Source organism: Gammaproteobacteria bacterium (assembly GCA_034522055.1).
Classification (GTDB): domain Bacteria; phylum Pseudomonadota; class Gammaproteobacteria; order JAABTG01; family JAABTG01; genus JAABTG01.
This window is the reverse complement of record JAXHLS010000002.1, coordinates 1,013,300-1,039,124: the sequence shown is the minus strand read 5'-3', so window position 1 is coordinate 1,039,124 and position 25,825 is coordinate 1,013,300. Positions and strand designations below refer to the sequence as shown.

27 protein-coding genes are annotated in these 25,825 nt (G+C 67.5%); 14 read left to right on the top strand and 13 right to left on the bottom strand.

All coding sequences use genetic code 11. The features are described 5' to 3' along the window. Window positions 1–156: 156 nt before the first annotated feature. From U5S82_05040 to U5S82_05025, 4 genes are all read right to left on the bottom strand, one after another. Window positions 157–792, bottom strand: a complete 636-nt coding sequence (locus tag U5S82_05040; GenBank protein ID MDZ7751026.1) for an SCO family protein — start codon at window positions 790–792, stop codon at window positions 157–159. Window positions 793–876: 84 nt separating this feature from the next. After that, the gene (locus U5S82_05035) at window positions 877–1,989 is read right to left on the bottom strand and encodes a COX15/CtaA family protein (GenBank protein MDZ7751025.1); all 1,113 of its coding nucleotides are present in this window, start codon (window positions 1,987–1,989) and stop codon (window positions 877–879) included. Next, a complete protein-coding gene (locus tag U5S82_05030) occupies window positions 1,986–2,438 on the bottom strand; it encodes a bacteriohemerythrin (protein ID MDZ7751024.1) in 453 nt (150 codons plus the stop codon). The genes U5S82_05035 and U5S82_05030 overlap by 4 nt, the downstream gene beginning before the upstream one ends. A 48-nt stretch (window positions 2,439–2,486) precedes the next feature. Further along, window positions 2,487–2,939: a hypothetical protein gene (locus U5S82_05025; GenBank protein ID MDZ7751023.1), complete on the bottom strand. Its 453-nt coding sequence runs from the start codon at window positions 2,937–2,939 to the stop codon at window positions 2,487–2,489. 130 nt (window positions 2,940–3,069) lie between these two features. Between U5S82_05025 and U5S82_05020 the strand changes: the two genes are divergently transcribed. From U5S82_05020 to U5S82_05005, 4 genes are all read left to right on the top strand, one after another. Then, window positions 3,070–3,351 (top strand): hypothetical protein, encoded by a 282-nt coding sequence (locus U5S82_05020; protein MDZ7751022.1) that lies wholly within the window; start codon window positions 3,070–3,072, stop codon window positions 3,349–3,351. Continuing rightward, window positions 3,348–3,965, top strand: coding sequence for an SCO family protein (locus U5S82_05015; protein ID MDZ7751021.1), 618 nt, complete (start codon window positions 3,348–3,350; stop codon window positions 3,963–3,965). The genes U5S82_05020 and U5S82_05015 overlap by 4 nt, the downstream gene beginning before the upstream one ends. Window positions 3,966–3,996: 31 nt before the next feature. Further along, the gene (locus U5S82_05010; protein ID MDZ7751020.1) at window positions 3,997–4,485 is read left to right on the top strand and encodes a DUF420 domain-containing protein; all 489 of its coding nucleotides are present in this window, start codon (window positions 3,997–3,999) and stop codon (window positions 4,483–4,485) included. A gap of 67 nt (window positions 4,486–4,552) precedes the next feature. Next, window positions 4,553–4,729, top strand: a complete 177-nt coding sequence (locus U5S82_05005) for a hypothetical protein (protein ID MDZ7751019.1) — start codon at window positions 4,553–4,555, stop codon at window positions 4,727–4,729. On the opposite strand, the gene U5S82_05000 is transcribed toward U5S82_05005, so the two are convergent. The 8 genes from U5S82_05000 to U5S82_04965 form a co-directional block, all read right to left on the bottom strand. Then, window positions 4,710–6,212: a cbb3-type cytochrome c oxidase subunit I gene (locus U5S82_05000; GenBank protein MDZ7751018.1), complete on the bottom strand. Its 1,503-nt coding sequence runs from the start codon at window positions 6,210–6,212 to the stop codon at window positions 4,710–4,712. The genes U5S82_05005 and U5S82_05000 overlap by 20 nt on opposite strands. 21 nt (window positions 6,213–6,233) lie before the next feature. Further along, the gene (locus U5S82_04995) at window positions 6,234–6,740 is read right to left on the bottom strand and encodes a hypothetical protein (protein ID MDZ7751017.1); all 507 of its coding nucleotides are present in this window, start codon (window positions 6,738–6,740) and stop codon (window positions 6,234–6,236) included. Then, window positions 6,727–8,310: a hydrogenase iron-sulfur subunit gene (locus tag U5S82_04990; protein MDZ7751016.1), complete on the bottom strand. Its 1,584-nt coding sequence runs from the start codon at window positions 8,308–8,310 to the stop codon at window positions 6,727–6,729. The genes U5S82_04995 and U5S82_04990 overlap by 14 nt, the downstream gene beginning before the upstream one ends. A 24-nt stretch (window positions 8,311–8,334) precedes the next feature. Beyond that, entirely contained in the window at window positions 8,335–9,168 is an 834-nt protein-coding gene (locus U5S82_04985; GenBank protein ID MDZ7751015.1) for an SCO family protein, read from the bottom strand. 65 nt (window positions 9,169–9,233) lie between these two features. Then, window positions 9,234–10,082, bottom strand: coding sequence for a heme o synthase (gene cyoE / locus U5S82_04980; GenBank protein MDZ7751014.1), 849 nt, complete (start codon window positions 10,080–10,082; stop codon window positions 9,234–9,236). 91 nt (window positions 10,083–10,173) lie between these two features. Beyond that, on the bottom strand, window positions 10,174–11,910 hold the full coding sequence (locus U5S82_04975) for a cbb3-type cytochrome c oxidase subunit I (GenBank protein ID MDZ7751013.1): 1,737 nt from the start codon (window positions 11,908–11,910) through the stop codon (window positions 10,174–10,176). Between the two features lie 5 nt (window positions 11,911–11,915). Beyond that, complete coding sequence (locus tag U5S82_04970) at window positions 11,916–12,452, bottom strand: cytochrome C oxidase subunit II (protein MDZ7751012.1); 537 nt, start codon at window positions 12,450–12,452, stop codon at window positions 11,916–11,918. 25 nt (window positions 12,453–12,477) lie between these two features. Beyond that, window positions 12,478–12,648, bottom strand: coding sequence for a hypothetical protein (locus U5S82_04965; protein MDZ7751011.1), 171 nt, complete (start codon window positions 12,646–12,648; stop codon window positions 12,478–12,480). Between the two features lie 100 nt (window positions 12,649–12,748). Between U5S82_04965 and tilS the strand changes: the two genes are divergently transcribed. From tilS to U5S82_04925, 8 genes are all read left to right on the top strand, one after another. After that, complete coding sequence (gene tilS / locus U5S82_04960; protein MDZ7751010.1) at window positions 12,749–14,191, top strand: tRNA lysidine(34) synthetase TilS; 1,443 nt, start codon at window positions 12,749–12,751, stop codon at window positions 14,189–14,191. Then, the gene (locus tag U5S82_04955; protein MDZ7751009.1) at window positions 14,188–15,009 is read left to right on the top strand and encodes a ferritin-like domain-containing protein; all 822 of its coding nucleotides are present in this window, start codon (window positions 14,188–14,190) and stop codon (window positions 15,007–15,009) included. The genes tilS and U5S82_04955 overlap by 4 nt, the downstream gene beginning before the upstream one ends. 77 nt (window positions 15,010–15,086) lie before the next feature. Further along, a complete protein-coding gene (locus U5S82_04950; GenBank protein ID MDZ7751008.1) occupies window positions 15,087–15,650 on the top strand; it encodes an ABC transporter substrate-binding protein in 564 nt (187 codons plus the stop codon). Window positions 15,651–15,689: 39 nt separating this feature from the next. Next, window positions 15,690–17,921, top strand: a complete 2,232-nt coding sequence (locus U5S82_04945; protein MDZ7751007.1) for a DUF1631 domain-containing protein — start codon at window positions 15,690–15,692, stop codon at window positions 17,919–17,921. A gap of 326 nt (window positions 17,922–18,247) precedes the next feature. Beyond that, window positions 18,248–20,392: a hypothetical protein gene (locus tag U5S82_04940; protein MDZ7751006.1), complete on the top strand. Its 2,145-nt coding sequence runs from the start codon at window positions 18,248–18,250 to the stop codon at window positions 20,390–20,392. Next, the gene (locus U5S82_04935; protein MDZ7751005.1) at window positions 20,389–20,898 is read left to right on the top strand and encodes a histidine phosphatase family protein; all 510 of its coding nucleotides are present in this window, start codon (window positions 20,389–20,391) and stop codon (window positions 20,896–20,898) included. The genes U5S82_04940 and U5S82_04935 overlap by 4 nt, the downstream gene beginning before the upstream one ends. A 440-nt stretch (window positions 20,899–21,338) precedes the next feature. Further along, complete coding sequence (locus U5S82_04930; GenBank protein MDZ7751004.1) at window positions 21,339–21,791, top strand: tetratricopeptide repeat protein; 453 nt, start codon at window positions 21,339–21,341, stop codon at window positions 21,789–21,791. Between the two features lie 15 nt (window positions 21,792–21,806). After that, window positions 21,807–23,183 (top strand): L-serine ammonia-lyase, encoded by a 1,377-nt coding sequence (locus U5S82_04925; protein MDZ7751003.1) that lies wholly within the window; start codon window positions 21,807–21,809, stop codon window positions 23,181–23,183. A gap of 98 nt (window positions 23,184–23,281) precedes the next feature. On the opposite strand, the gene cfa is transcribed toward U5S82_04925, so the two are convergent. After that, window positions 23,282–24,460 (bottom strand): cyclopropane fatty acyl phospholipid synthase, encoded by a 1,179-nt coding sequence (gene cfa / locus U5S82_04920; protein MDZ7751002.1) that lies wholly within the window; start codon window positions 24,458–24,460, stop codon window positions 23,282–23,284. 309 nt (window positions 24,461–24,769) lie between these two features. Here cfa and U5S82_04915 point away from each other — a divergent pair, with 309 nt between their 5' ends. Continuing rightward, the gene (locus U5S82_04915) at window positions 24,770–25,402 is read left to right on the top strand and encodes a DNA-3-methyladenine glycosylase I (protein MDZ7751001.1); all 633 of its coding nucleotides are present in this window, start codon (window positions 24,770–24,772) and stop codon (window positions 25,400–25,402) included. Between the two features lie 12 nt (window positions 25,403–25,414). Further along, window positions 25,415–25,798: a PilZ domain-containing protein gene (locus U5S82_04910; protein ID MDZ7751000.1), complete on the top strand. Its 384-nt coding sequence runs from the start codon at window positions 25,415–25,417 to the stop codon at window positions 25,796–25,798. Window positions 25,799–25,825 lie beyond the last annotated feature (27 nt).

The following is a 25,825-nucleotide window of genomic DNA, read 5'->3' as shown; positions in this document are numbered from 1 at the left end:
TTGAAGTTTGAACCGGGTAATGGGCCCCGACTCTATAACGGACACTCGTCTTTCTCACCCTGGCGGCGAGGATGGCGCGGAATTCGGGGGCGCTGAAGCGGCCAGACGGTGGGCGGGGATGGCCGGCCGGGCCCACGCGGAGGGGCGGGGCCGGGGTCAGAGATCCCTGATGCGCGTGAACTGGGTCGCGATGGTGGCGGGGTCGTGGGGTGGTGCGAAGGCGGCGACCAGCCGCTGTTGGGGGTCCACCAGGAAGATGGAGCTGGTATGGCTGATGAGGTAGTCGTCGCCCTCCTTGCCGGCCTCCCGCATATAACCGGCGCCGAATTGGCGGGCGAGGTCCTCGATGTCGCCGGGGCCCCCCGTGGCGGCGGTGAATTCGTCATGAAAATAGCCGACATAGTCCGCCAGCAACTGCGGGGTATCGCGCTCGGGGTCCACGGAAACGAACAGGGACTGAATATCCGCCGCGTCGCCGGCGGTACGTTCCAGGCGTTTGAATACGAAGGCCAGGGTGGAGAGGGTGGCGGGGCAGATGTCCGGGCAGTAGGTGTAGCCGAAGAAGACGAAACTCCACTTGCCTTCCAGGCGCTCCAGGCCGTAGGGCCGGCCGTGGTGGTCCACGACATGGAAGGGGGCCAGGGGCCTGGGCTCAGGCCGCATCACCGCCCGCAGCTCCGGCGGTACGGCGGCGTTCGAATGGGGCCACGGGGTCAGGCCGAAGCCCAGGGTGGTCACTCCCGCCAGCAGCAGCACCGCCAGCCCGATGGTGGTGGATGACCTCATAGCCATTACGTTGAACTCCCGTGGTTCGATGCCCTTGCCGCCCCGACCATGCGGCCCGCCGGGCGGGGCATGGGGGGCATGATCGGAACGTTAGGCGCCGTCGGGTTGGGCGGCTTTGACTTTAGTCAATCCATGAGTGAGAAACAGGGCGGCAGTGAGCAGGGCCAGGGCGCCCGCCTGGTGGGCGGCGGCCAGGGGTACCGGCACGTGGAGCAGCAGGGTGGTGATGCCCAGGGTGACCTGAAACGCCAGCAGCAGCAGGAGCACATGGGACGCCGCCTGGAGGGCGGTGGGCAGCCGCCGCCGCAGGGATGCCAGCCACAGCATGACGATGGCGATGCTGGTCACGGCGGCCAGCAGGCGATGGTCGAACTGGACCGTGGTGATGTTCTCGAACAGGTTGCGCCAGATCGGATCCATGGACAGCAGGCCATCCGGTACCCATTGCCCGTTCATCAGCGGGAAGGTGTTGTAGGCCAAGCCCGCCCGCAGGCCGGCCACGAAGCCCCCGGACAGCATGGTGACGGCGATGAGGCCCGTGACCCCGTAGGCCAGCCGGCGCAGGCCGGTCATGTCGCCGATTCGGGCCGCCCACCCATGGGGACGGAGCACGTCGAGGGCGACCCAGAACATGTATCCATAGATCACGAATGCGAGCCCCAAATGGGCCGTGAGCCGATAGGGGCTGACCCGGGGGACGTCCACCAGACCGCTCTGGACCATGTACCACCCCAGCAGGCCCTGGAGGCCGCCCAGGATGAACAGGGCGACGAGCTTGCCGGCGAGCGCTTTGTCCACCCGCCGGGTGGCGGCGAAGTAGAGCAGCGGCACCAGGAAGATCACCCCGATGAGGCGCCCCAGCAGGCGGTGGGCGTATTCGAACCAGAATATATTCTTGAAGCTCGCGAGATCCATCCCGAAGTTCTTGACCTTGAACTCCGGGGATTGCTGGTACAACTCGAAGACCCGGAGCCACTGGGCCTCGTTGAGAGGTGGCAGGACGCCCAGGATGGGCCGCCAATCCACCATGGACAGGCCGGAGCCGGTGAGCCGTGTCACCCCGCCCAACACCACCATGGCATAGATGGTGGCGCAGCAGGCGAGCAGCCAGAGGCCGATGGCCCGCCGCCCGTTCCCGGGGTCGGCGGGGCTGGCGGGTGCCGCGGCCTCGCCCATGGCCATGGGCGCCTCGCCGCTGCTCATTCGAGCCCCTCGGCACGGAAGAACTCCCGGTACTTGTAGTCTTCCTCGTTGATATGGTGTTTGAGCCAGTTCCATAGCATGACGCCGAACCTGTCCTTGAACTCCACCCGCCGGTCGTTGATCTTCGATTGCACGTCGATCAGTTGCTTGACGAAGTCATCGTGCAGGCGCTTATGGGCCGCGAAGTCGGGATAGCCGTGGGCCTGCATGAGTGCCTCTTCTTCCTGGAAATGGGTCTGCACGTAGCGCCTGACCTTGGAAAAGAGGGCGTCGAAACGCCGCCAGTCCTCGTTGGTCGGTTCCCTGCCGGACAGCTCGTCCACGATCTGATTGAACTCCACTGCATAGCTCGCCAGCCGCAGGTGCTGGCGATTGATGGCATTGACGCCCACGTCCTTGAGCAGGCAATGGGCCCCCTCCACTACGGTTGTTCGCTTGCGACCCAGCATGGTCAGCCCCCTCCGGCGTACGCCGGATGTCCCGGCGTTCGACGCGCCTCAGTCCGGAATGAATGCAAAGGATGTTACATGATCCTTGATGAGCCCCTTCTTGATAATTCTCATGGACCCGTCATCGAACTTCATCGTACAAGGAACACTTTGGTCGCAATCGAACAGGGTCCGTCCATCGATGCGCTTGACGAAATCGATATGGGCCATGACCCTGCGGTCCAGCACTCCGAAGGTGTCGGAGATATAGGCGCTGCCGCTGGTTTTGCCCGCGGCTCGCCGGAACACCGCTCGCACGGTGTCCGGATCGAGGCTGGTGGCATAAGGGAAGGGAATGACCAGCCGCACCACCCGGTTTTCGGGATAGAACCGGATGTAGTGGCTGCGTCGCGAGGCCCGGGCCAGCTCGCCGTCGTTCTGCTCGCGGGCGTAGTAACCGGAGAGCCTGGCGCCGCTATCTTCATCGGCGTGGCCAGACGACGGCATCAGGAGCGATAGCACGAGGGCCGCGGAAAGTATTGCTCGAAACCTGTATACACCTTTCATGACGAGACCACTCCATCGTTCGATTATTGATGTGTCGGGCCTATCGGCCCCCGGGCGGTGGGCCCGCCGTTGCCTGATGGTCCTGATGGCCGCCGTGTTCATGGTCATAGGGTTCATGGCAGGGGTCTCGGCGGCCGCGGCCGTCCCCCGGGACGGGGTGCCGGTGGCGCAAGCGGAGAACCGTGGGTCGCAGGTGGAACCGCTTGTCGCCGCGCCGGGTCCCGGGGCCGGGGACTCCGCCGATCCCGGCCTGATGGGGTTCTTTTTCATCGGCCTGGTGATCAATCTCGCCGTCATGGGCGGCTTCGCCTGGTGGTTCGTGGGGGAGTGGAAACGAACCCGCTCCGGCCCCGGAGGCCGTCCATGAGGACCCGTCTGCCGGTGGGCACCCTGGCCTTGTTCCTGTTGTGGCTGGTGGTGGTGGGTGTGGTGGCCCTGCTGATGTCCTCCCCGCAGCCACGGTCCGACGGCGGCTACGCGCCGTCGCCCATCATCGACGGGGCACCCCTCGGCTCCTTCGAACTCCAGGACCATCGCGGCCGGGACTTCACCCGCGCCGACATGGAGGGGCGCTGGAGCTTCGTCTTCTTCGGCCACACCCGCTGCCGTGACGATTGCCCCGCGGCCCTCACGGAGCTGACCTACATGATGCGTGACCTGCCGGCCCCGTCCCGGCGGGCGGCCCAGTTGATCTTCGTCACCGTGGACCCGGCCCACGACACGCCGGAGGTGCTGGCCACCTATCTGGCCTTCTTCTCCCGCGCCTTCATCGGCCTCACGGGACCGCCACCGGCCCTTGCCGCGTTCGCCCGGCCCTTCGGTGTGGCGACGGGGGATCCGGCGGCGGATCCGGGCGCCGTATTCCTGGTGGAGCCCGGGGCCACGGTGGTGGCCTCCTTTCCGCCACCCCATCATCGTGAGGAGCTGGCGGCCCTCTACGGTGAGCTGCGTGCCGGCACTACCGCTCCGTCCGGCGGCTGACCGCCCACATCCGCCATCCGAGGATCCCGCTATGGAACTGATCAACGTCATTCCCCACCTGCTGGCCGCCCTGAACGCCACCGCGGCGATCCTGGTAGCGGTGGGTTTCATGTTCATCCGGGCCCGGGCGGTGCGGGCCCACCGGGCATGCATGGTGAGTGCCTTGCTGGTGTCAGTGGTGTTCATGGTGTTCTACCTCTACTACCACGCCCGCATCGGTAACGTGCCTTTCGCCGGTCAGGGTGTGGCTCGGCCGGTGTACTTTACCATCCTGGCATCCCACGTGATCCTGGCGGCGGTGCTGTTTCCCCTGGCCCTCGTCACCGCCGGCCTGGCCCTCGGTTCGCGCACCGGGCGCCACCGCCGCGTGGCCCGCTGGACCCTGCCCATATGGCTCTACGTGTCGGTGACGGGGGTGGTGGTCTATGCTATGGCCTTCCACATCTACCCCGGCATGGATCCCGCCGACATGGCCAAGGGGAGCGGGGCGGCCTCGACGCGCCTCGCTGCGACGCCATGATGGGGGCCGGTCCCATAGACGCCGGCGATGTCCCGGCGCGGCAGATGGCGGACAAGCGGAGCAGGCGATGGAAATGATCCTCTTCATGGCGGTGGGCGTGGCCCTTTATCTCGCGGCGGATCGCCTGTTGAACGCCATCGAGGTGAGGCACGGCGAGCGCCTGCCCAACCGCTCGGTGGTGTTCTTCTTCATCTTTCTCGCACTGGCCTTCGGTTCCTTCTCGCTCATTCAGGCACTGCTCTAGACGCCCTGTCGCCCCGTTGGGGCCTCATGGCACCCAGGGTAAGTACCAGAAAGAGGACGCCGCCCGACACCGCGATCAGGCCGCCCAGGCCCATGAGGCCCATGCCGGCGATCTTCTCCACGGCGTCCAGCATCTGGGCCTCGCCCGCCGTCTTGCGCTGGACCCCATAGCCCCCCGACCAGGCCAGTCCGATGACATGGAGGAGTTGGCCCCCGCCGTAGAGCCAGGGCTGGAGAGTAGCCGCGCGGCCGCTGGGGCGGGCGAAGCCGAGGCGCGGCAGCAGGTGATAGGTCATGCCCATGTAGGCCAGGGTCACGGCCACGATGGAGCCGTGATAATGGGCGGGCACGGTGACATCGCTGCCCTGGATCATGAAGGCCACCAGGCCCCCGGCGCCGAACAGCACCATGGAGGAAAACAGGGCGGCGCGTTCCGGGCGCCACTGGTGGGGGCGCCCCATGGACTGGACGAGATTGAAGAGGATCACCAGCCCGATGGGGACCGCGGCGAGGCCACCGCCGTAGCGCATCAGCCAGGTCATGGTGTGCTGATGGGACGGGGAATCCACCGGGAAGTTGAGATAGGCGAGGGGCGTCAACAGCACCGGGATGAGGCCGACGGCGAACAGCACCAGCACCACCCGGGGAGTCAGCCTGGAGGTGATGCCGGTGGCGGTGGCCAGCCACAGCCAGGCCACCAGCATGAGCTGGATGTGGACGAACTGCAGGGTATGCCCGCCGCCCCAGAACAGCAGCTCGAAGTAACGCTCGCCGTGGATGCCCTCCGGGAGCCCCAGGTAGGAGGCAGCAAAGGCACTCAGGGCCACCACCGCGGCGATGAGGGAGGAGAAGAGACCGAAGCGCAGCGCCCCCGGGCCGCTGATGCGGGCGCCGATGGGGTGGGAGAACACCAGGCTGCGGCCCACCAGCAGCACGAAACCCGCCGTGAACAGGATGAGCCCGGTGAAGAATACGGGGTCGTCCAACACCGGGATGTAATTGACCATCAGGGGCTCTCCGGTGCCCACGAAGGGTGCGGCGGTGAGGGTGAGGGCGCCGGCGGTGGCCAGCACCAGGGCGACCCAGCCCCAGGCCGCACAAGCAGGCCGGCTGTTGAGGCTCCAGAACATCCCTGCCACGGCGAGGAACCACACCAGCACGGTGAGATCCACGTGTACCACCAGCGCGGTGTGAAACAGGTCCGTCCAGGGGAAGACGTCCTGGATGTAGGGGGTGCGCGACAGCACGATTACCAGGGTCAGGAGGCCGCCGAGCACCAGGGAGCCGAGGGCCAAGGACAGCCAGCCGATGGTCAGGCGGCGCACCGCGCGGCCGGCGGCGTCGCGGCCGGGCATGTCGAGGTAGAAGTCGTCGATGCGGCCCGCCTCGACATCCGCCGGGGTGTCGCCGCCGGTGCCCGGCGGGGGAAAGGTCGCCCCCGGGTGGTGGTCCACGGGTTGGAATGGCGTCATCTCTCTGGTCATGTCACGGTTCCTGGTGGGTCCTCATGGGATGTAAAACCCCTGGGCCTTGGAAAAGGCGACCACCAGCCGCTGGGCGGGCCGCAGGACCACGGTGTCCTGCAGCCGGTAGGTCGGCCCTTCCACGCTGGCGTCATCGTTCATCAGGATGGACAGGCGGTGGGCCCCCTCCCGGGCGGTGACCTCGCGGAAGACGTCGATGCGCTGGTCCCGGTAGAGCCCCGGGGGCTGGATCACCTCGCGTGCGAACACCTCGCCATCCAGTCTCAGCTCCAGGGTGACGGGCGAGCGCTCGCGGGGACAGTCCATGGGTTTGCGCATGTTCGGTGCCAGTTGTGCCAGCTCGTCGGGGGTCAAGGCGACACAGGGGGCGATGCGCTCGGAGGTATGACCGAAGGCCACGGTGACCACCGCCTCATCCGCCGCCAGCTGTCGGTAGGGGGGACTGAAGGAGAAATACCACACCACCGCCATGAACATGGCGTAGTTGAGCGCCTGTAGCGCCAAGCGCTTCGCCCTATCGCGCGCCATGATCCGTCTCCGTGGTCGTGCGGGGACTAGGGGGTTGGCTGGGGGGTTGGCCGGGAGGGGCGCGGCCGGCCAACTCTTCGCCGAAATCCGCCAAGGCCTGGCGGATGGCGGTGCCGTCGGTCTCCGCGCCGCGGAACACGCGTATGCGCGAGCGATCGGCGCGAGCCCTCAGGATGGGCTTGCGACTGCCCGCGAAGCGCTTATCCAGCCACAGGTTGCCGAAGCGGTAGTAGCAGTCGCCGGTGCGGCAACCGGTGATGAAAACGCCATGGGCCCCGTGCTTGAGGGCGAACTCCACCAGGGTGGCCGGCAGCATGCCGGTGCAGAACAGGCTGATGGTGGCGGTGTTCGCCGCCGCCAGGGTCGAGACGTCCAGGGCATGGTCGCAGCCGAACACCAGGATGGGGGTATCCGTGTCCAGGCCGGCCAGGGCCTCCCGGGTGCGGTTGCGCATGTCATCGGCAGAGAACTGCGGCATGTCGATGCCTGTCACCAGGGCCCTGTCCCGCATGCGGAAGGGGTTGGAAGAGGGGCAGGAGGCCACGCAGATCCCGCAGGCGGCGCACAGGGCGGGGTCCACCACCACCTCGTGGGGCCAGCGCGCGCCATCGGTGCGGGCCTGTACGGTGATGGCATCGAAGGGGCAGTCATCGGCGCATTGGCCGCAGCCGTTGCAATGGTCGAGATGGACCTCCGCCGCCGGACCGGTGGGCCTGGGTGGCAGCCATGGCAACAGCATCAGCAGCAGGGTCAGCCCGAGGATGGCGATCCAGGTCTGGCCGGGGCTCCAGTAGTCCATCAGCGGATAGAGGCCGAGGTAGTACCAGTCCAGGTTCAACACCGGCGCCACCCGGCTCAGATCGGCCGGGCCATGGCTCTCGGCAGGCGCCGCCAGGGACAGCGCCAGCAGCGCCACCAGGCTGCCCACCGCGAGACCCCGCGGGGGGTTGATCTCCACCCTGGCCAGGCGTTTGACGTGGATCCAGATGGCGAATAGGAACAGCACCGGCAGGCCGAGCAGGTGGAGGAAGGCCATCAGGGTGAAGAACCTGTCCGTGAGCTGGCCGACGAGGAAGTCCCGCTCCATGGACCCGCCCACCAGCGGCAGGGCGTCCGCCAGCCGTGACGACAGCATGGCCACATACAGCGCCAACTCGTCCCATACCAGCCAGTAACCGGTGATCCCCAGCACGATCACCAGCCCCAGGGTGGGCACGCCGGTGAACCATGAGAACCAGCGGAAGCCCCGGTAACGGTCGAGGGCGAACTCACGGAACATGTGCAGCAGGATGGTCACCACCGCCGCATCCGAGGCATAGCGATGGAGGCTGCGCATCACGCCGGCTGCATACCATTGCTCGTGGGTCATATACTCCATCGAGGCGTAGGCGCCTGCGAGGCTTGTATCGAAGAAGATGAACAGGTACAGGCCGCTGATGAAGACGATCCAGAAGAAGAAAAAGGCCAGGGTGCCCAGGTTATAGAGGGGATTCCATGCCGGCCCGAAGGACAGGTTGAACCAGGCCTCGAGCCAGCGGTAGGCACGTTTCAACGGGTTAACGAAGGTCACAGTGCCGAGCCTCGCGCCGTCGCCTCAGCAGGAGGGTTGCCGGCCCTTGCCATGGAGATATTCCCGCACCAGAAAGATCACCGTGAGCATCATGATCAGTCCGCCGATAAACATGCCCACGAACAGGGAGTAGTCGAAATGGTAGGAATCGGTGACGGGGTCATAGGTGGTGCAGAACAGGCGCACCCGGTTGATCAGATCATCGATGGCGGAGTGGTGGACCTGGGGACGGCCGAGCACCAGCTCCAACAGGGGTTCCACCAGCAGGGGGGTGTCGAAGACCTCGCCGTAGACCTGGCGGTAGACTTGGCCATCGCCGTCGATGATGGAGGCCTGCACAAGGTGGTCGAAGCCGCTGGGCGAGGGGGCGAAGTAGAAGCCCAGCTCCCGGGTCAGGGCGGCGATGGTGTCCTCATCGGCACTGAGGAGATGCCAGCCCTTGTCGGCAATACCCTGCTTGCGTGCGAACCGCGCCATCATCTCGGGGGTATCGAAGCGACTGTCGAAGCCCACCAGGGCCACATTGAAGTTTCCTTCGCCCACGGTGTCCCGGGCCTTTTCCACCACCCTGGCGAGGTGCCGGGTGGTGGTGGGACAGATGGTGGAACAACTGGTGAACACCAGGCTCATCACCAGGGGTTTGCCCCGGAACCCGGCCAACGTCACCCGTCGGCCGGCGGCATCGGTCAGCATGTGGTCGGAGAGCCGGCGGCCGATGGCACCCTGGCTGGCCGCCAGGGCCGCCTTGTAATCGAAGGCCTCGAGGGAGTCGGCATCGTTGGGCTTCAATGGCCGAGCCGAGGCGGTGGCCGCGGCCATCGCCGTAGCCAACAGCATGATCATCAGCAGCGGGTGCATGGGTCTGGAATCGCGATACCGGGGCCTCTTCCCCGCCGCCCCTGCGCCGCCCGCGGGTAGCGGCGTCACAGGGTGTCCAGCACCGCGAACAGCAGCAGCACGACGAGCTGGACCAGGGAGGCCAGGAAACTCTGGATGGCGTTGCCGCGGGAGGGGTCGCGGGCCAGCAGCCAGCTGCGATAGACGAAATAGCCGCCCCCGCCGGCGGCACCCAGGAGATACAGCCAGCCGAGACCGAAGTAGAAGGGCAGCAGGGAGGCCAAGGCCAGGGCGATGGCGTTCCATAACACCGCCCGGGCCGCCTGGTCGTCGCCCACCACCACCGGCAGCATGGGGACGCCGGCCGCCGCGTAGTCCGCCCGCTGGGCGATGGCGAGGCTCCAGAAGTGAGGCGGCGTCCACAGGAACAGCACGATGGCGAGGGTGATGGGGATGGGGCCGAGGCTGGGGTCCACCACCGCACCACCGGCCAGCACGGCGAAGCTGCCGGAGGCGCCGCCGATGACGATGTTCAGCCAGGTGCGGCGCTTCAGCCACATGGTATAGACCACGGCATAGAAGAAGGCGCCGAGAAAGACGAACAGGGCGGACAGCCCGTTCAGCAGCAGGGCGGCCGCCCCCACGCCCGCCACCAGCAGCCCGAGGATGGGGGCCAGCCACCAGCGGCTGTGGGTGAATACTCCGGTGACGAAGGCCCGGTTGCGGGTGCGCTTCATGCGGGCATCCAGGTCCCGCTCGTAGTACTGGTTGAAGGCGCCGGCACTGGCGGAGGCGAAAAGCACCGCCAGGGCCAGGACGGCGACGTCCATGGTGGTGGCCGGCCGCCCGGGGCTCACCATCAGGGCCACCACGGCGGTGATGGACATCATCACGCCGATGCGGACTTTGAACACGTCGATGAGCAGTCTGACCATGGGGCTGTGCCTCTGTGGGGGCCTGGTGGTGCCGGAAAACAGGGCCGGAGCAACGCCTGCATGCGCGTTGCCCCGGCCGTTCATTCCTGGTTCATCCGAGGGGCCAGACGGATGCCAGGTACTTCCAGTTGATGAAGTAGTAGACGACGAAGGTGACCAGCAGCAGCATGGCCAGGACGAAGGTGCCGGGGGCCTCGAAGCCGGCCGAGCCGTGCTCCTCCACCGTGAGACGCGGCGCCATGGGCAGGGTCTCGGGGGTGGCCGTGGTGTAGCTGTCCCTGGCCAGCGGCTTGCCGATGAAGCTCTGGAGCAGGCCCGCGGAGGAGTCCAGCTTCTTACCGACCAGCAGGGAGCCCACGGTCACCAGCAGGAACATGGCGCCCCCCACGATGGCCAGCACGCCGCCGATGGCACCGATGGCCATGAGGGTGTAGGCCATGCCCGGGTACTCGAAGGGCAGGGCCGCTCCGGTGAAGTCCATGTCCCAGTGGCGGCGTGATACCCCGAGGGTGCCGGCGCCCAGCATGAACAGGATCAGCACCGTCATGCCGCCGCCGAAGACATAGGGCTGCAGCCTGGCCATCTTGGGCAGGATCATCTCGCGCCGGAACAGCACCGGTATGAGCAGGTAGGTCAGGGCCATGAAGGTCAGGGTGGTCCCCGTCACCACCGTCGCATGGAAGTGCGCCGGGACGTAGATGGTGTTGTGGATGATGAGATTGATCTGCTCGGTGCCCATCACCACCCCTGTGATGCCGCCGATGAAGCCGAAGGTCACGAGGGAGATGAACATGCCGGAGAACACCGGGTTGCCCCAGGGGGCCTTGCGCAGCCACTCGAACATGCCGTTGGAATAACCCTTCTTGCGCAGCGCCACCTCCATGGCGCCCGGCACCGTGAGGCCGTGGATCATGCTCGCCAGCACCGCCAAGTACATGGCATAGCTGGTGTTGAAGATTTTCCATTCCGTGCCCACGCCCGGGTCCACCAGGATATGGTGGGCACAGGCCAGTTGCAGAAAGAAGATGTAGAGCAGGAAGGCCGTGCGGCTCACCTTCTCGGACATGGGGCGGGCACCGAACAGCACCCCGGCCAGCAGGTACCAGATGGAGACGTGGGCGGCGACGTTGATCTGCTGTGATGAGTGTCCCAGTCCCCACCACACGATGCGGTACATCTCGGCGTCGATGTGGCTGATGTAACCGATGGACCACAGGAAGGTGGGTATCAGGATGATGGCGCCGGAGGCGATGGTGAAGACCGCGATGATGGCGGCGGTGATGGCGCCGAAGGTCACCAGGGGCACCGAGCCCTCGTAGGTCTTCTCCTGCTGGGCCACCACCAGGGTGCCGAAGAACACGAACACCTGGATCAGGGCCCCCACGGCGAACAGGATGAGGCCCAGGTAGAAATGGGGCTCGGCCTGCATGGGCACGTAGGAGGTCATCATGACGCTGGAGTTGCCCTGGAACACCGCGACGTTGTTCATGATGGCCCCCACCAGCATGAGCAGGAAGCCGGTCCAGGCCCAGGCCGGGGTCGCCAGGCGCGCCCGCAACAGGGTGGAGGCGGCGAAGTGCAGCACCGCCATCTCGAAGAAGATGATCCAGAAGATGAGGGCATTGATGCCGTGGGCCGTCAGGGCCAGGTAGAAGTCCTCCGGCGACAGCAGGTGGACCTCCTGCCAGCGGGTCAGGACCACCCCCAGGGCGAGCACGCCCGCCACCAGCAGGGCCACCACGCCGGCCACCGCGTTGACCTTCATCAGGCTCTCGGCGGACCTGTGGAAATAGAACCCGGAGTCGGGACAGATGCGAAATTCGGACATGGTTTTTACTCCCGCACGTAGATCTTGCCCACCATCGTGTGGTGGCCGATACCGCAGTACTCGTTGCACACCACCCCGTACTCGCCGGCGCGATCGGGGGTGATCTTCAACACCATTTCGTAGCCCGGCACGATCTGCAGATTGATGTTGTCGGGTTGCAACGACCAGCCGTGCTGCCAGTCCATGGAGGACAGGTGCAGGCGGTAGCTCTTGTCCTTCTCGAGCTCGAAGATGGGCCACCACTGCCAGAGACGCCCGAGCTGGTAGATGTCACTGCCGGCGGGGGGCTTGACGATGGGGATGCCGCCCTCTTCCCCGACCTGGTACTTGTCGATCATCTCCTGGACCTTGATGCCGAATTTCTCGGGCGTGGTCTGGTAGGCCTCGGTGGACAGGTTCTGTTTTCCGTAGACGTGCCAGTAAGGCATCATGGCGAACATGATCAGGCACCACACCAGGGCGATGGCGATCCACACCAGTTCCTGGCGGCCGACGGGCACCTTCCACCAGATGCGATCCGCGGGGGGCATGTATGAGGTCATTGCAGGTCTCCTGGGCCGGGGTGAATCAGGGCGCGACGGGCAGGGTGACGATCTCCATGATGCCCCACACCAGGTAGAACACGGTGGGCATGGCGACACCGATGAAGAGCAGCAGGAACGGGTTGTCCAGCAGGGATTGCATCCCGGGGATGCGCTCCCGGGTGTTTGGGGTCTCTTGTTCTTCCGGGTTTGTCATCACAGCTTTCTCCCATGGGTGCTGAGGCCGATTGGCGTGCCCCGTCGGTGGCTGGGGGCGGTGCCGACACGTGTCCCCCGGTGGCCGGCGGGGTACAGGCATGGTAGTGAAGGTGTCGAAGGAAGCGCTTGACTTTTCTCAAGCGGGTCACCCGCCGCGGGCGGGTCATGGAGGCCCTGCCGGCACGGGGTTCTCCCCGCATGCGCTGGCCGGTCGACTGGCCGCATTCCAGCCCTTCGGTCCGTTGCTGGTGGCCTACAGCGGCGGGCTGGATTCGGCGGTACTGCTCCACGGTCTGAGGCACATGGGGGAGCCGATGGGTCGCCTCCCGCTACGGGCGATCCACGTGCATCATGGGCTGTTGCCGGAGGCCGATGCCTGGACCCGCCACTGCCGGGAGACCTGCGGCCGGTGGGGGGTGCCGCTGGAGGTGGTGGCCGTGGACGCCACGCCGGCCCCCGGCGAGAGCCCCGAGGACGCCGCGCGGCGCGCCCGCTATGGGGTCCTGGAGGTGCGGGTGGGGACCGATGAACTGCTACTCACGGCCCACCACCTGGACGACCAGGCGGAGACCCTGCTGTTGCAGCTGCTGCGGGGTGGCGGGCCCCACGGCCTCGCCGCCATGCCGGCCCTGCGCCCCTGCGGCGGGGGCCGCCTGGGGCGTCCGCTGCTCGCATTCGGCCGCGCGGAACTGGCGGCCTACGCCGCCCGCGAGGGACTTTCCTGGGTGGAGGACCCCTCCAACCGAGAACTCCATCTCCAGCGCAACTTTCTGCGCCACGAGGTGCTGCCCGTAGTGACGCGGATGTGGCCACAGGCGGCCCGGACCCTGGGCCGGAGCGCCGGCCTGCAGGCGGGGGCGGCCCATATCCTGGACGAGGTGGCGGCGGCGGATCGCGAGGCCGCCCGGGGCCCCGCGGACCACAGCCTGGTGCTGGCCGCCATCGCCCGCCTTGACCCCCACCGCCAGCGCAACCTGCTGCGTTATGCGGTGAGGTCCCTGGGGCTGCCACCCCCTGGCGCGGCCCACCTGGAGGCGATACGGGTGATGCTGGCGGGCGCCGGGCGGGACCGTAACCCCCTGGTCACCTGGCCCGGGGCGCAGGCCCGCCGCTACGACGGCTGCGTGTGGTTCGGCGCACCCCTGCCCCCCCGTGATCCGCGGTCGTTCATCCCCTGGAACCTCGAGGGCCGGCTGGAACTCCAACACGGTAGTCTGGAGTCGACGCGGCAACGGGGTGCCGGCATCCGGGCCTCGGCGATCCCCGGCCGGCGCATCACCATCGGCTGGCGCCGGGGCGGCGAGCGCTGCCGGCCCGCGGACCGGGAGCATGGCCAGACCCTGAAACGGTTGTTCCAGGAGCGGCGGGTGCCGCCGTGGCTGCGGGACCGCCTGCCCCTGATCTATGTGGATGACCAACTGGCGGCGGTGGCGGACCTCTGGGTGTGCGCCCCCTTCGCCGCGCCGCCCCGGGAATGGGGCCATCGCCTGCGCTGGTGCGAAGCCGGCACCCATCACCCATCCACCACGAGGGTTCCATGACGGACAACCTTTACGAACGGGCCCGGGACTGCCTGCTGTGCCGCGACCCGGATGCCAAGATGGACTGCGTCCAGGCCCTGCGCCAGGACTGGTATGTGGCGGGCCTGGCGCGGCCCGCCGGCTCCCCCGCGGAGGCCATTACCACCCCGGGCCGGCCCGCGCGGCCGCCCCTGGTCTCCCACGATCTCCTGCCGCGGCGCAAGCCGGGCAGTCTGGAGGGGCGGGCGGCCCTCATCCACGCCGTGACCCACATCGAGTTCAACGCCATCAACCTCGCGCTGGATGCGGTCTATCGTTTTCGCGAGATGCCCGATGCCTACTATGGGGACTGGCTGGAGGTGGCGGCGGAGGAGGCGGGCCACTTCCAACTGCTGCGGGAACATCTGCGGGAACAGGGGTACGATTACGGCAGCTTCGACGCCCACGACGGCCTGTGGGAGATGGCGGTGAAGACCGCCGGCGATCCCTTGGTGCGCATGGCCCTGGTGCCCCGGGTGCTGGAGGCCCGCGGCCTGGATGTGACGCCCGCCATGATGGCGCGCCTGGAGCAGGCCGGTGATGTCCGGGCCGCGGAGATCCTCGCCGTCATCCTGAAGGACGAGGTCGGCCATGTGGCCGTGGGGTCGCGCTGGTACCACTGGCTGTGCGAGGCACGGGGCCTGGAGCCGGTGGTCACCTTCGGCGAGTTGGTACGCCGCTACACCGGGCACCTGCCCAAGGGGCCCCTGAATCTGCCCGCTCGCCGCCAGGCGGGCTTCAGTAACGAGGAATTGGACATGCTCACCCAAACGGAATCACCGGAGGCCGGCGATGCCTAGCGGCCGGCACTACGGCTGGTGTGTCGGAGGTGGCCGGCCGGGCGCCGGCGGCGCCTCGACCATCGAGGCCCCAGCCCATGATTGAGCGGCGCCGTTTCATTTGCTTCATGGTGCTACTGATGTGCGGCGGTCTCACGACCCCCGCGGCGGCCCGTGACGATCCCACGCCCCAGGTACGGCACTTGATGACTCGCCTGCAGGCGGCCCTCACGCCCGGCAGGTCCCCCGCGGCCCTGGAGGCCGTGGTGCGCCACCAGCTCATCCCCGCGCTCGACGTGGAGGGAATTGCCAGACAGGTCACAGGCCCGCGCTGGAATGCTTCAGGGCCCGCCGCCCGCAGTCGCTCACAGGCCCAGGCGCGGGCGCGGCTCGAGCATGTCGCCCTGGTCGCGTTGCGGGAGCATGGTGACGAAGTGAGGGCCTGGCTGGCCGGCGCCCACCTGCTGCCGCCGTCCCGGCCGGACCCGGGCCATGTCGTGGTGCGGCTGCGCCATCCCCAGGCGATGCCCGACGAGGTGCGGTTATGGCTTACCCGAGGGCCCCGCGGCTGGCGGGTAGCCAATGCCACGGTGGCGGGCTTCAGCCTGATGGGCATGGCCGGCACGTTGCTGGGACCCGCTGCCGGCGGGATGATGCGTTAATAAGGCACCCGCCCGTGACCGGGTCTGACGACTGATACCATGGAAAACCCATACCACAAGCTGCTCGATGAGGTCCGCCGGATGGCGGACACGCACCTCGACCGGAGTGTGGCGAGGGTCATGGATCAGACCGACGATGCCCTGTTCTCCATGGCCGACAAGGCGGAGAGCAACCAACTCCAGAGCCTCTATTTCGACGCCATGCGCGAGGTGCGGCTTAAGCGTCCTGCCATCGAGTCCGGCTGCCGCGATCACTTCCAGGCTGCATTCGGTACCCGCACGGAGGCGTACCGAGACAGCGGTGCAGCGGAGCAGTCAGCGGGGGAGATAGCCCTGGGACTGGTGGACATGGACGAGTTGGAGGAATCCCTGGCCGTCGACAACATGGTGAGCAAGCTCCGGGAGTCCGCCCACGAGGCCCTGGCCGCCCTGGATATGCGCATGGGGTTCCTCCTCAAGCGGGATGCGCTGTCCGGTGACGATAATCCCCTGAGCCCGGAGGCCTTCTGCAGGTCCTTCCAGGAAGGTTGCCGCAGCCTCGAGTCGGGTATCGAGGTGAAGCTCATCGTTCTCAAGCTCTTCGATCGCTATGCCTTCCAGGACATCGTGGAGTTCTACGATCACCTCAACGCCTTCCTGGCGGAGCGGGATGTCCTGCGGGAGTTGCCGGTTAAGGAGAAGCTTCCTTCCCATCCGTCCCCGTCACGGACCGAAGCGGCGTCTACCGAGGAGGAGCAGGCCGTGGAAGAGCAGGCCGGCGCAGTGGCCGCCGCTACGGCGGCAGCCGCGGGGCCCGGCGGTGGTGGCGCGCCCGGTGGGGGGGACGATGTCTTCAGCGTACTGGCGCGACTCCTCGCGGGTGCCGGTGGCGGTGGTGGGGTGGTGGGTCATGGCGGTAGCGGTTCACCCGGTATGAGAGGGTATGGTTCAGCCGCCGGCGGTGGCGCGCCGCTGGCCACCGGTGCCGTGGTCGCCGATCTGACGGCCCTGCAGCGCGGTGGCCGGGCCGGCGGCGTGTTGGGTGGCGTGAGCGGTGACGTGACACCGGTAGCCGCCACCGGGGCGCCGGTGAACGTGCTCCACACCCTGCGCTCCAGCGGCGTGCTGGGCAGTGGTACCGCCGACGCCACCACCCTGGACATCGTCGCCATGATGTTCGACTACATCCTCGACGACGATGCCCTGCCCGACGTCATCAAGGCCCAGCTGGCGCGCCTGCAGTTTCCCCTGCTCAAGGTGGCCCTGTTGGATCGCTCCCTGTTCTCCGACAAGCACCACCCGGCCCGTGTCCTGGTGGACACCCTGGCCGCCACCGGAGTGGGACTGCGGGAAGATGAGGAGCGGGACCGGCTCCTGTTCCGGGAGATCGCCGCCACGGCCCAGCGGGTGGTGGACGAGTTCGAGGACGACATCGGGCTGTTCACGGAACTCGTGGAGGACTTCCGGGCCGTTCTGGAACGGGAACTGGCCGGCGCCGAGGCCGCCATCGAGGCGGTGGCTGCGGATGCCGCCGCCGAGGAGCGCCTCGACATCGCCCGCCAGCGTGCCGAGGCCGAAGTGCGCAAGCGTCTGGAACGGCCCCGAGTACCAGTCCTGGTGGGGCAGTTCTTCGACCACACCTGGCGCCGGGTGCTGGAGCGCACGGCCCTGGACGAAGGCCGCGGGGCGGGGGCCTGGAAACTCGACGTGGAGACCATGGATATCCTGTTGTGGAGCCTCGAGCCCAAGGGCTCGGCAGGCGAGCGACGGCGCCTGGTGGGCTTGCTGCCGGAACTGCTGCGGCGCATCAAGGACGGCGCGCGGCGCATCGGCATGGACGGCGACGAGTGCAATAACTTCATCAGCGCCCTGGCCCCTCTCCATGGGCGCGCCGTCAAGCCGCCGGAGGAGGTGGCCGAAGACCACGGCCTGCCGGTGCTGGAGGACCAGCCGGACAGCGTCTCGCCACCGCCGGAGGACAACGTGGTGCCACTGCCCGAGCCCGATGCGGAGTTCCTGGCCATCGTCAGGGAGCTGGATCGCGGTACCTGGCTGGAATTCCGCCAGGGGGGCGGCCAGGGGGGCGCGGTAAGGGCCCGGCTGTCCTGGGTGAGCAGCATCAGCGGGCGTTATCTGTTCACCGATCACCGGGGTTCCCGGGTGCTCGAGCGCGCCCCCCGGGAACTGGCGCTGGAACTGGCGGCGGGCGACGCCGTGCTTATCGAGGACGAGCCCCTGTTCGACCGAGCGGTGTCCAACCTCATGGAGATGTTGGACGCCGCCGCCGCCTGAGTCTCATCGCTCCGCCCGCCGCCCCCGTCCGCCTCGGCGTTGCCGCGACACCCCTTGTGGCGACTTGGGAAACAACTCATTAGAATCGGTAAAAAACGAAGCTCTCCGAGCCCTGCTCTTAACGTGAACGTCGCGAAGCACAAACTCCCCCTCTCCCTCTGGGACAAATCCGTCGGGAACGGATTTGAACGCGCCTTGGCGCGGCCCGCAGGGCGAAGGGCAGGATGCCCGGAGTACAGGGATGGGGTGAGGGAACGAACATGGCGATACGCGCTCCTCTTTCATCATCTTGGGCGGCGCGTATCGCCATGAGAGTTAACTAAGGAATGCACTTGTCTCCACCCGGGTGGATGTATATCGCCGCCGCCGCCGCGATCGGCGGCGGGCGCAGCTGGCGCCTGACGATGGTCGCGTGTCTGCTTGTTCACGGGGGGACGTCGATCGCCCTGGGGTTGGGTGAAGCCGAGGTGGGATCCGCTCTGGGCCAACGCCTGGAGGTGATCCTGCCGGTTCACAACACCGCGGGCACCGGCTGGCCCCGGCGCTGTGGCTGGCGGCTGGCCGACCTCCCGGCCCTTGGCCGCAGCGCCCTGGACCGCCCCCGCCTGGAGGCCGGTGAGCGTTCGGGTCGGCCCGTGCTCGCCCTGTCGACGGCCGGTTCGGTGCGGGAACCGGTGGTGGAGTTCACGGTGGAACTGGCCTGCGGTAGCGGTTACCGGCTGGCGCGGGATTACACCATCCTGCTGGATCCCCCCGCCTATAAGCCGGCCCCGACACCGGCTGTGCCGGATCGGGGGGTGTCGGCCCCTCCGTCCTCGCGCCAGGCCCCGGCGGCGCCTTCACGGCCGGCCGCGCCCGGCAGCGTGGTGACGGTGAATCCCGGTGACACCCTGTCCGCCATCGTCATACGTCATTATCCCGCCGGCGCGGATCGGGCGGGCCAGGCCCGTGCCATCGTGGCGGCGAACCCCCATGCCTTCAGGGATGGCGACCCGAACCGGTTGTTAGCCGGGGTCCGCCTGTCCCTGCCCGGCACGCTTCCCCGGGGCGTCGTCGAGGCGGCCCCAGCGCGGTCTTCACCTTCACGGTCGCCGTCCCCTCCGCCCCTGCCGTCCCCGCCGCCCTTGCCGTCACCTCCGCCACCGGCGGAGGCGCCCAGGCTGCACATCCTGTCGGCGGACGAGGAGCTGCGTTACCCCGCAATGCGCATGACCCACGAGCTGGATCCGGTGCGTCTGGATGTGGTGGTGGCCCCGGTGGCGCAGCCTGCAGGGGGGACGGAGCCCGTGCCGGCCGCGGAGGTGGGAATCGGCGCCGAAGCCGAGCCTGCCGAAGCGCCGCCGGCCGCCCCGCCGGAGACGCCGGTGGATGCCCCACCGGCGCGCGTCGCGGACGACGAGGCCGTTTCAGAAGCCGCCCGCCAGGCGCAGGCGGAACTGGCGGCGGCACGGGAGCGCATGGCCACCATGGCCAGCGACATGGCCGCATTGCAGGCGGAGGTGCGGTCTCTCGCCGCGGCCCTGCGGGAAGAGCAGGGCCGCCAGCGGGAGCCACCGTGGTGGGTATGGCTGGGGGGAGGCGCGTTGCTGGTGCTGCTGTTGGCCGTGGTGCTGGGGTGGCTGGCTGGACGCCGGAAGGCGGGTGGGGAGATACCCTTCCCAATGGACGACCGCCCGCCCGCGGTGATTCCCGAGGTGACGCCGGCAGAAGTCACGCCGGTGGTCACGCCGCCCCCCTTCACCAGTGACGATTCACGGCTGCCGGCGGCGCAGGTTCGGGAGGCCCTGGCCGGGGAACGGCCGGCCGTCCAGGAGGGCTGGGAGGCGCCCCGGTCCACGGAGCGGACCCAGGAGATCCCCCTGGAACTCATGGACTGGGAGGCGGGGCATGGGGGAAACGCCGTGGAGGCGGAGTTCCTCAATCTGGTGGAACCCGAGGTGGCCGCCGGAGAACCCGAGACCACCGGTGGCATCTCCGAAGAACAGAGTCGCCAGCTCAACCGCTCCGTCACCGTGCGCCTGCTGGAGGTGGAGTTGCACCTGCTCTACGAGCAGTACGGCGATGCCGCCGAGGTGTTGCGGGACCTCATCGACCGCGAATCCCCCGACCAGCCCGACATGCGACCCTGGTCCATGGCCTTCTCCCTGTATCGGCAGACGGACGATCGGCAGGCCTTCGACGCCCTGGAGCAGCGTTTCCGCGCCCGTTACAACGTGGTGCCTCCGGCGTGGGAGGAGGAAACGCCGGCTATGGTCGATATGGAGGCGCGCTATCCTCACCTGGTGGCGCGTATCGTCGACCTGTGGGATACCGCGGAGGCGGAGGCCTTCCTCAACGGCCTGCTGCTCGACGACCGCCAGGGTGAGCGCGCCGGCTTCGAGATGGCCGTGGCCGAGGACATCAGCTTCCTGCGCGAGTTGCTGGCGGTGCGGCAGGAGGGCACCGGGACAGCCCCGGGAGGTGGGCCATGACGCGACGACTATGGCTCCTGCGCCACGGCAAATCCGACTGGCATGCGGGCACCCCCGACGACTTCGACCGCCCCCTGGCCAAGCGGGGCGGCCGGGACGCGGCCCGCATGGGGGAGTGGCTGGCGGCCCGCGGGCCGCTTCCGGACCATGTGGTGAGTTCGCCGGCCCAACGGGCCCGGCAGACCACCCTCGCGGTGTGCGGGTCCCTGGGGATCGGCAAGCGGCAGGTGTTCTGGGACACCCGCATCTACGAGGCCCCTCTGGACCAGCTGCTGGAGGTCCTGGCGGACTGCCCCGCCAGCGCCACCTGTACCCTGCTGGTGGGTCATAACCCGGGCCTCGACGAACTCCTCATGCACCTGTCGGGCGGTCACGCCGAGGCCGATCCCAAGGGCAAACTCATGACCACGGCGGCCCTCGCCGAACTCGCCCTGCCCGACGATTGGAGTGTCCTGCCCGCCGGTTGTGCCGAACTCATCATCCAGCAACGCCCAAGGGACCTTTAACGTGAAAGTCGCGAAGCACGAACTCCCCCTCTCCCTCTGGGACAAATCCGTCGGGAACGGATTTGAACGCGCCTTGGCGCGGCCCGCAGGGCGAAGGGCAGGATGCCCGGAGTACAGGGATGGGGTGAGGGGACGAACATGGCGATATGCGCTCCTCTTTCATCATTTTGGGTGGCGCGTATCGCCATGAGAGTTAACCGCGAAGGCATTTCCTGGGGAGCGCCGGCGCAGGAAGTGGTCCGTGCCGGTCCGCCAGCCAAGATTCGAGGCCGCCAGTCGGCGACAGGATCCCCGCGCCGACCGCGGGGGCGGCCGGCGCCGGCACGCGTAGCGGTATCCTCCGGGAAAGCGGGTTAACAACCGTGGTGAATGGTTTCATAGTGGTGGCACCATGGCGTCGAGTGGCCGAATTTTCAGACCCACCCTGCAGGAGCACCATCATGAACAGAGACCAAGCCGACACCGAACTGACCCTCTCCAGCGGCATCTCGGCCTTCGAGGCCAAGCACTTCTCGAGGGCCTACGAGTTGCTCAAGGACCTGGCGGATGGTGGTCATCCCGAGGCCCTGTATCGCATCGCCGTGATGAGCCAGAACGGCCTCGGCATGGTTGCCAACCCGGAGCGCGCCCTGGAGGCCATGCACCGGGCGGCGGAGCAGGACCATGCCCTGGCCCAGCACGGCCTCGGCTTCATGTACCTGGAAGGCGAGTGTGTGGAGAAGAATGGCAAACTGGCCGCCCACTGGTTCGAGAAGGCGGCGGAACAGGGGCTGCTGGGCTCCCTCACCACCCTGGCCATGATGTACAACGAGGGCAACGGCGTGCCACGGGACGAGGTCAAGGCCAGGGCCTACTTCGAGAAGGCGGGTTTCGACCCCAGCGAGTTCGCCTGACGCGGCCCCGAAGAGATGCCCATAAGCGCCTTCGATCTGTTCAAGATCGGCATCGGGCCCTCGAGTTCCCATACCGTCGGCCCCATGAAAGCGGCCGCGCGCTTCGCCGCCCATCTGGGCGCCCTGGATGCCCCGGGCCGCGTGACGGCCCTGCGGGTGGAGTTGTTCGGCTCCCTGGGGGCCACCGGTCGCGGCCACGGCACCCACAAGGCGGTGATCCTGGGTCTCCAGGGCGAGGCCCCGGAGACGGTGGATGTGGCCGCCATCCCGGCACGCGTGGCCACCGTGGAACAGGCGGGCCGTATCGTGGTGGCGGGCGGTCATGAGGTGGGCCTGGACACGGCGCGGGATATCGTCTTTCATCGCCGCAGATCCCTGCCCTACCATCCCAACGGCATGATCTTCCAGGCCCTGGACGGGGCGGGTGGGGTGGTGATGGAGCGGACCTATTATTCCGTGGGCGGCGGCTTCGTGGTGGATGAGTCCGCCGCCTCCGCCGACCGTATCGTGGCGGATACCACCACCCTCACCCATCCCTTCGCCAGCGCCGATGAACTGGTGGCCCGGTGCGCCGCCGGCGGCCTGTCCATGAGCCGGGTGATGCTGGAGAACGAGCTGGCATGGCGGACCGAGGATGAGATCCGCCGGGACTTGCTCGCCATCTGGGGGGTGATGCAGGCATGCGTGGCCGCCGGTTGCCGTACCGAGGGCGTGTTGCCGGGGGGCATGAAGGTGCGCCGGCGCGCCGCCCGCCTGCACCGCCAACTGGTGAGCGAGAAGGAGCTGAACAACGTACCCCTGGGCACCATGGACTGGGTGAACCTCTACGCCCTGGCGGTCAACGAGGAGAACGCCGCCGGCGGGCGGGTGGTGACGGCGCCCACCAATGGTGCCGCGGGTATCATCCCCGCGGTGCTGCATTACTACTGGCACTTCTCGCCGGGGGCATCTGAAGACGGCGTGGCGCGCTTGCTGTTGACCGCCGCGGCCATCGGGATCCTCATCAAGGAGAACGCCTCCATCTCCGGTGCCGAGGTGGGCTGTCAGGGCGAGGTGGGCGCGGCCTGCGCCATGGCCGCGGCCGGCCTGACGGAGGTGTTGGGGGGTACGCCAGAGCAGGTGGAGAACGCGGCGGAGATCGGCATCGAGCACAACCTGGGGCTCACCTGTGACCCGGTGGGCGGGTTGGTTCAGGTGCCCTGCATAGAGCGCAACGCCATGGGCGCCGTCAAAGCCATCAACGCCTCCCGCATGGCCCTGCGGGGCGACGGGCGACACTACGTCTCCCTGGACCGCGCCATCAAGACCATGCGCGACACCGGCGCCGACATGAAGTCCAAGTACAAGGAGACGGCGCGGGGCGGTCTTGCGGTGAACGTCATCGAGTGTTGAGGCCGTTGGGGCAGGCTTCAGGAGGCAGGCACCAAGGACTGCCCGCATCTGTGCGGTCCTGGCGCTGCTGGGAACCGAGGCCTGCGCAAAGCCTCTTCTCAGCGGATGGAGCGGTAGACGTCCCGCCGGCTGCGCTTGCCCATCATCACCTGCCACAGCTGGCCCTGGCGCGAGCGAAAGAAGCCGGCACAGAGTTGCAGGTAGTATTTCCACATGCGGTAGAAACGCTCCCCCTGGGGGTGTTCCAGATCGGGCCAGGCGCGATCGAAGTTGTCCCACCACGCCATCAGCGTCCGATCGTAGTCCTGGCCGAAGGCGTGCCAGTCCTCGATGAGGAAATAGGGCTCCATGGCCGCGGTCAGGGTCTGGGCCGAGGGCAGCTTGCCGTTGGGGAAGATGTACTTGTCCATCCAATCGTCGTTGGCCTCGGCGGTGCGGTGGTTGGCGATGGTATGGAGCAGGAACAACCCCTCGTCGGCCAGCAGGCGATGGACGGTGGCGAAGTAGGCGTCGTAGTTCTTGGGGCCCACGTGCTCGAACATGCCGATGGACACCACCCGGTCGAAGGTGCCCTCGAGGTCCCGATAGTCCATCAGCTCGATGGTCACCGGGAGGCCGCGGCAGCGCTCCTCGGCCAGGGCCTTCTGTTCCCCGGAGATGGTGATGCCGGTGACCTCGACGCCGTAGTTCTCGGCCGCGAACTTAGCCAGGCCGCCCCAGCCGCAACCGATGTCCAGCAGCCGCTGGCCCGGTTCGAGTTGGAGCTTCTCGCAGCTCAACCGTAGCTTGGCCAGCTGGGCATCCGCCAGGTTGTCGGCGTCGGCCCAGTAGCCGCAGCTGTAGCTCATGGTGGGGTCGAGCATGGCCTCGAAGATGTGATTGCCGGCATCGTAGTGTTGTTCCCCCACTTCACCGGCACGGCTTTTTGACTGACGGTTCATCAGCACGTTGCGCAGGTAGGCGATGACGAACCGCAGGCGCGCCACCCGGCCCAGCCCCTCGTCGGCCTCCACGGACAGGAGCTGGTGGAACAGCTCGTCCAGGCGCTCGCATTCCCACCAGCCGTCCATGTAGGCCTCGCCGAAGCCGAGCGACCCCTCGCGGATCACGCGGTCGTAGAGCCGGTCGTCCTTGACCTGGATGTCCCAGGGTTGCGAGCCATTGAAAGTGACGCCGGCGGCATCGGTCAACTCCCTGAGTACTCCGGGTGCTTCGCGCCGGGGTGTTTCGGCAATCTTGTCCTGGTGGCTGCGAGTGAGCGATGCGGAGCGCGCCATGTTCTTCCTCCAGTCGGTTGTTTGCCTCGGGAACGTCTGCCGGCGCGGATACCGGATTGATGAGCCCAATGAATAAGGAAGCAACCCCGACGACCGCTGTCAACATCGGCAGAGGCGGCGGCGCGGGGGTGATCCGTTCAAGGCCTCGGGAGATCCGTATCCAGGCGACCCGTTGCCCGGTTAACAGCTTTCATCATAGATGCGGAGGCGTTTCTTTCATTAACAAACTTTAATGGCCCGCGGGGCGCAGGCGTACCAGCGCCGACTTTGCCATATTTGCCATAATAGTGGCGCCAACGGGAGAATGATGTGGATGCGACGAACGAAGGGCCCTGTACCTGGCCCGGGCAGGACGCACTCATGCGTTGCTATCACGACGAGGAGTGGGGCGTACCCGTTCATGACGACCGCCTGTGGTTCGAGTACATGGTGCTGGACGCCTTTCAGGCAGGCTTGTCATGGCGTACGGTGCTGCACAAGCGCGAAACCTTGCGCCGGGTTTTTCATGGCTTCGAGCCCGGGCGGGTGGCGGCCATGACGCCGTCCGAGTTGGAACACGCCCGTACCAATCCCGCCATCATCCGCAATCGCCTGAAGATCCAGGCCGCGGTCCGGAACGCCGAGGCCTTTCTGAACTTACAGGCGCGCCATGGTTCCTTCGACGCCTACATCTGGTCCTTCACCGCTGGCCACACCATCACCAACCACTGGCGTTCCATGAGCGACGTGCCCGCTGCTACGCCCCTGTCCGATGAGGTGAGTCGCGCCCTGAGGGCGGCGGGCTTTTCCTTCGTGGGCTCCACCATCTGCTATGCCTTTCTCCAGGCGGGCGGGGTGGTCAACGACCACTTGGTGGGTTGCCCGCGCCATGACGAGGTGGCGGTCCGGGGCCGAGCGACACATGGCGACGCTTCCGGGGCCGCCCGGCCCAGGCACCGGTAAGCGCCGGGTATCATGCAAGAGCGTCGCCTGAGTGCCCGTTACCGCTGCCGTTGTCCGGCGGCCGTTCAGGGTCCGAATAGCGAATACCGCGATATGGAGATCCGCGAGGTCTCCCTGACCGGCCTGACCCTGTGGGTGAGGCGCGAGGTGGTGCTGGCCTTGGCCCAGGCCGGTTCGATCCTCACGCTCGGAGACCGCATTCATGTATCGAGCCGGGGTGCCGGTGTCGAAGACGGTGCGCCGGAGGTCGCGTTGCCATGTCGGGTCCAGCATGTCAGGCGCTTGTCCCAGGATCGGTACCAGGTGGGGACCCGATTCGAGGTGCTCGATCCCCGTCAACTGGAGGTATTGGAGCAGTGGGTGGCCCGGGCGCAGGGTGGCCACGGGTCTCGATGACCGCGCCTCGCGTGCCGGGCGAGTGCG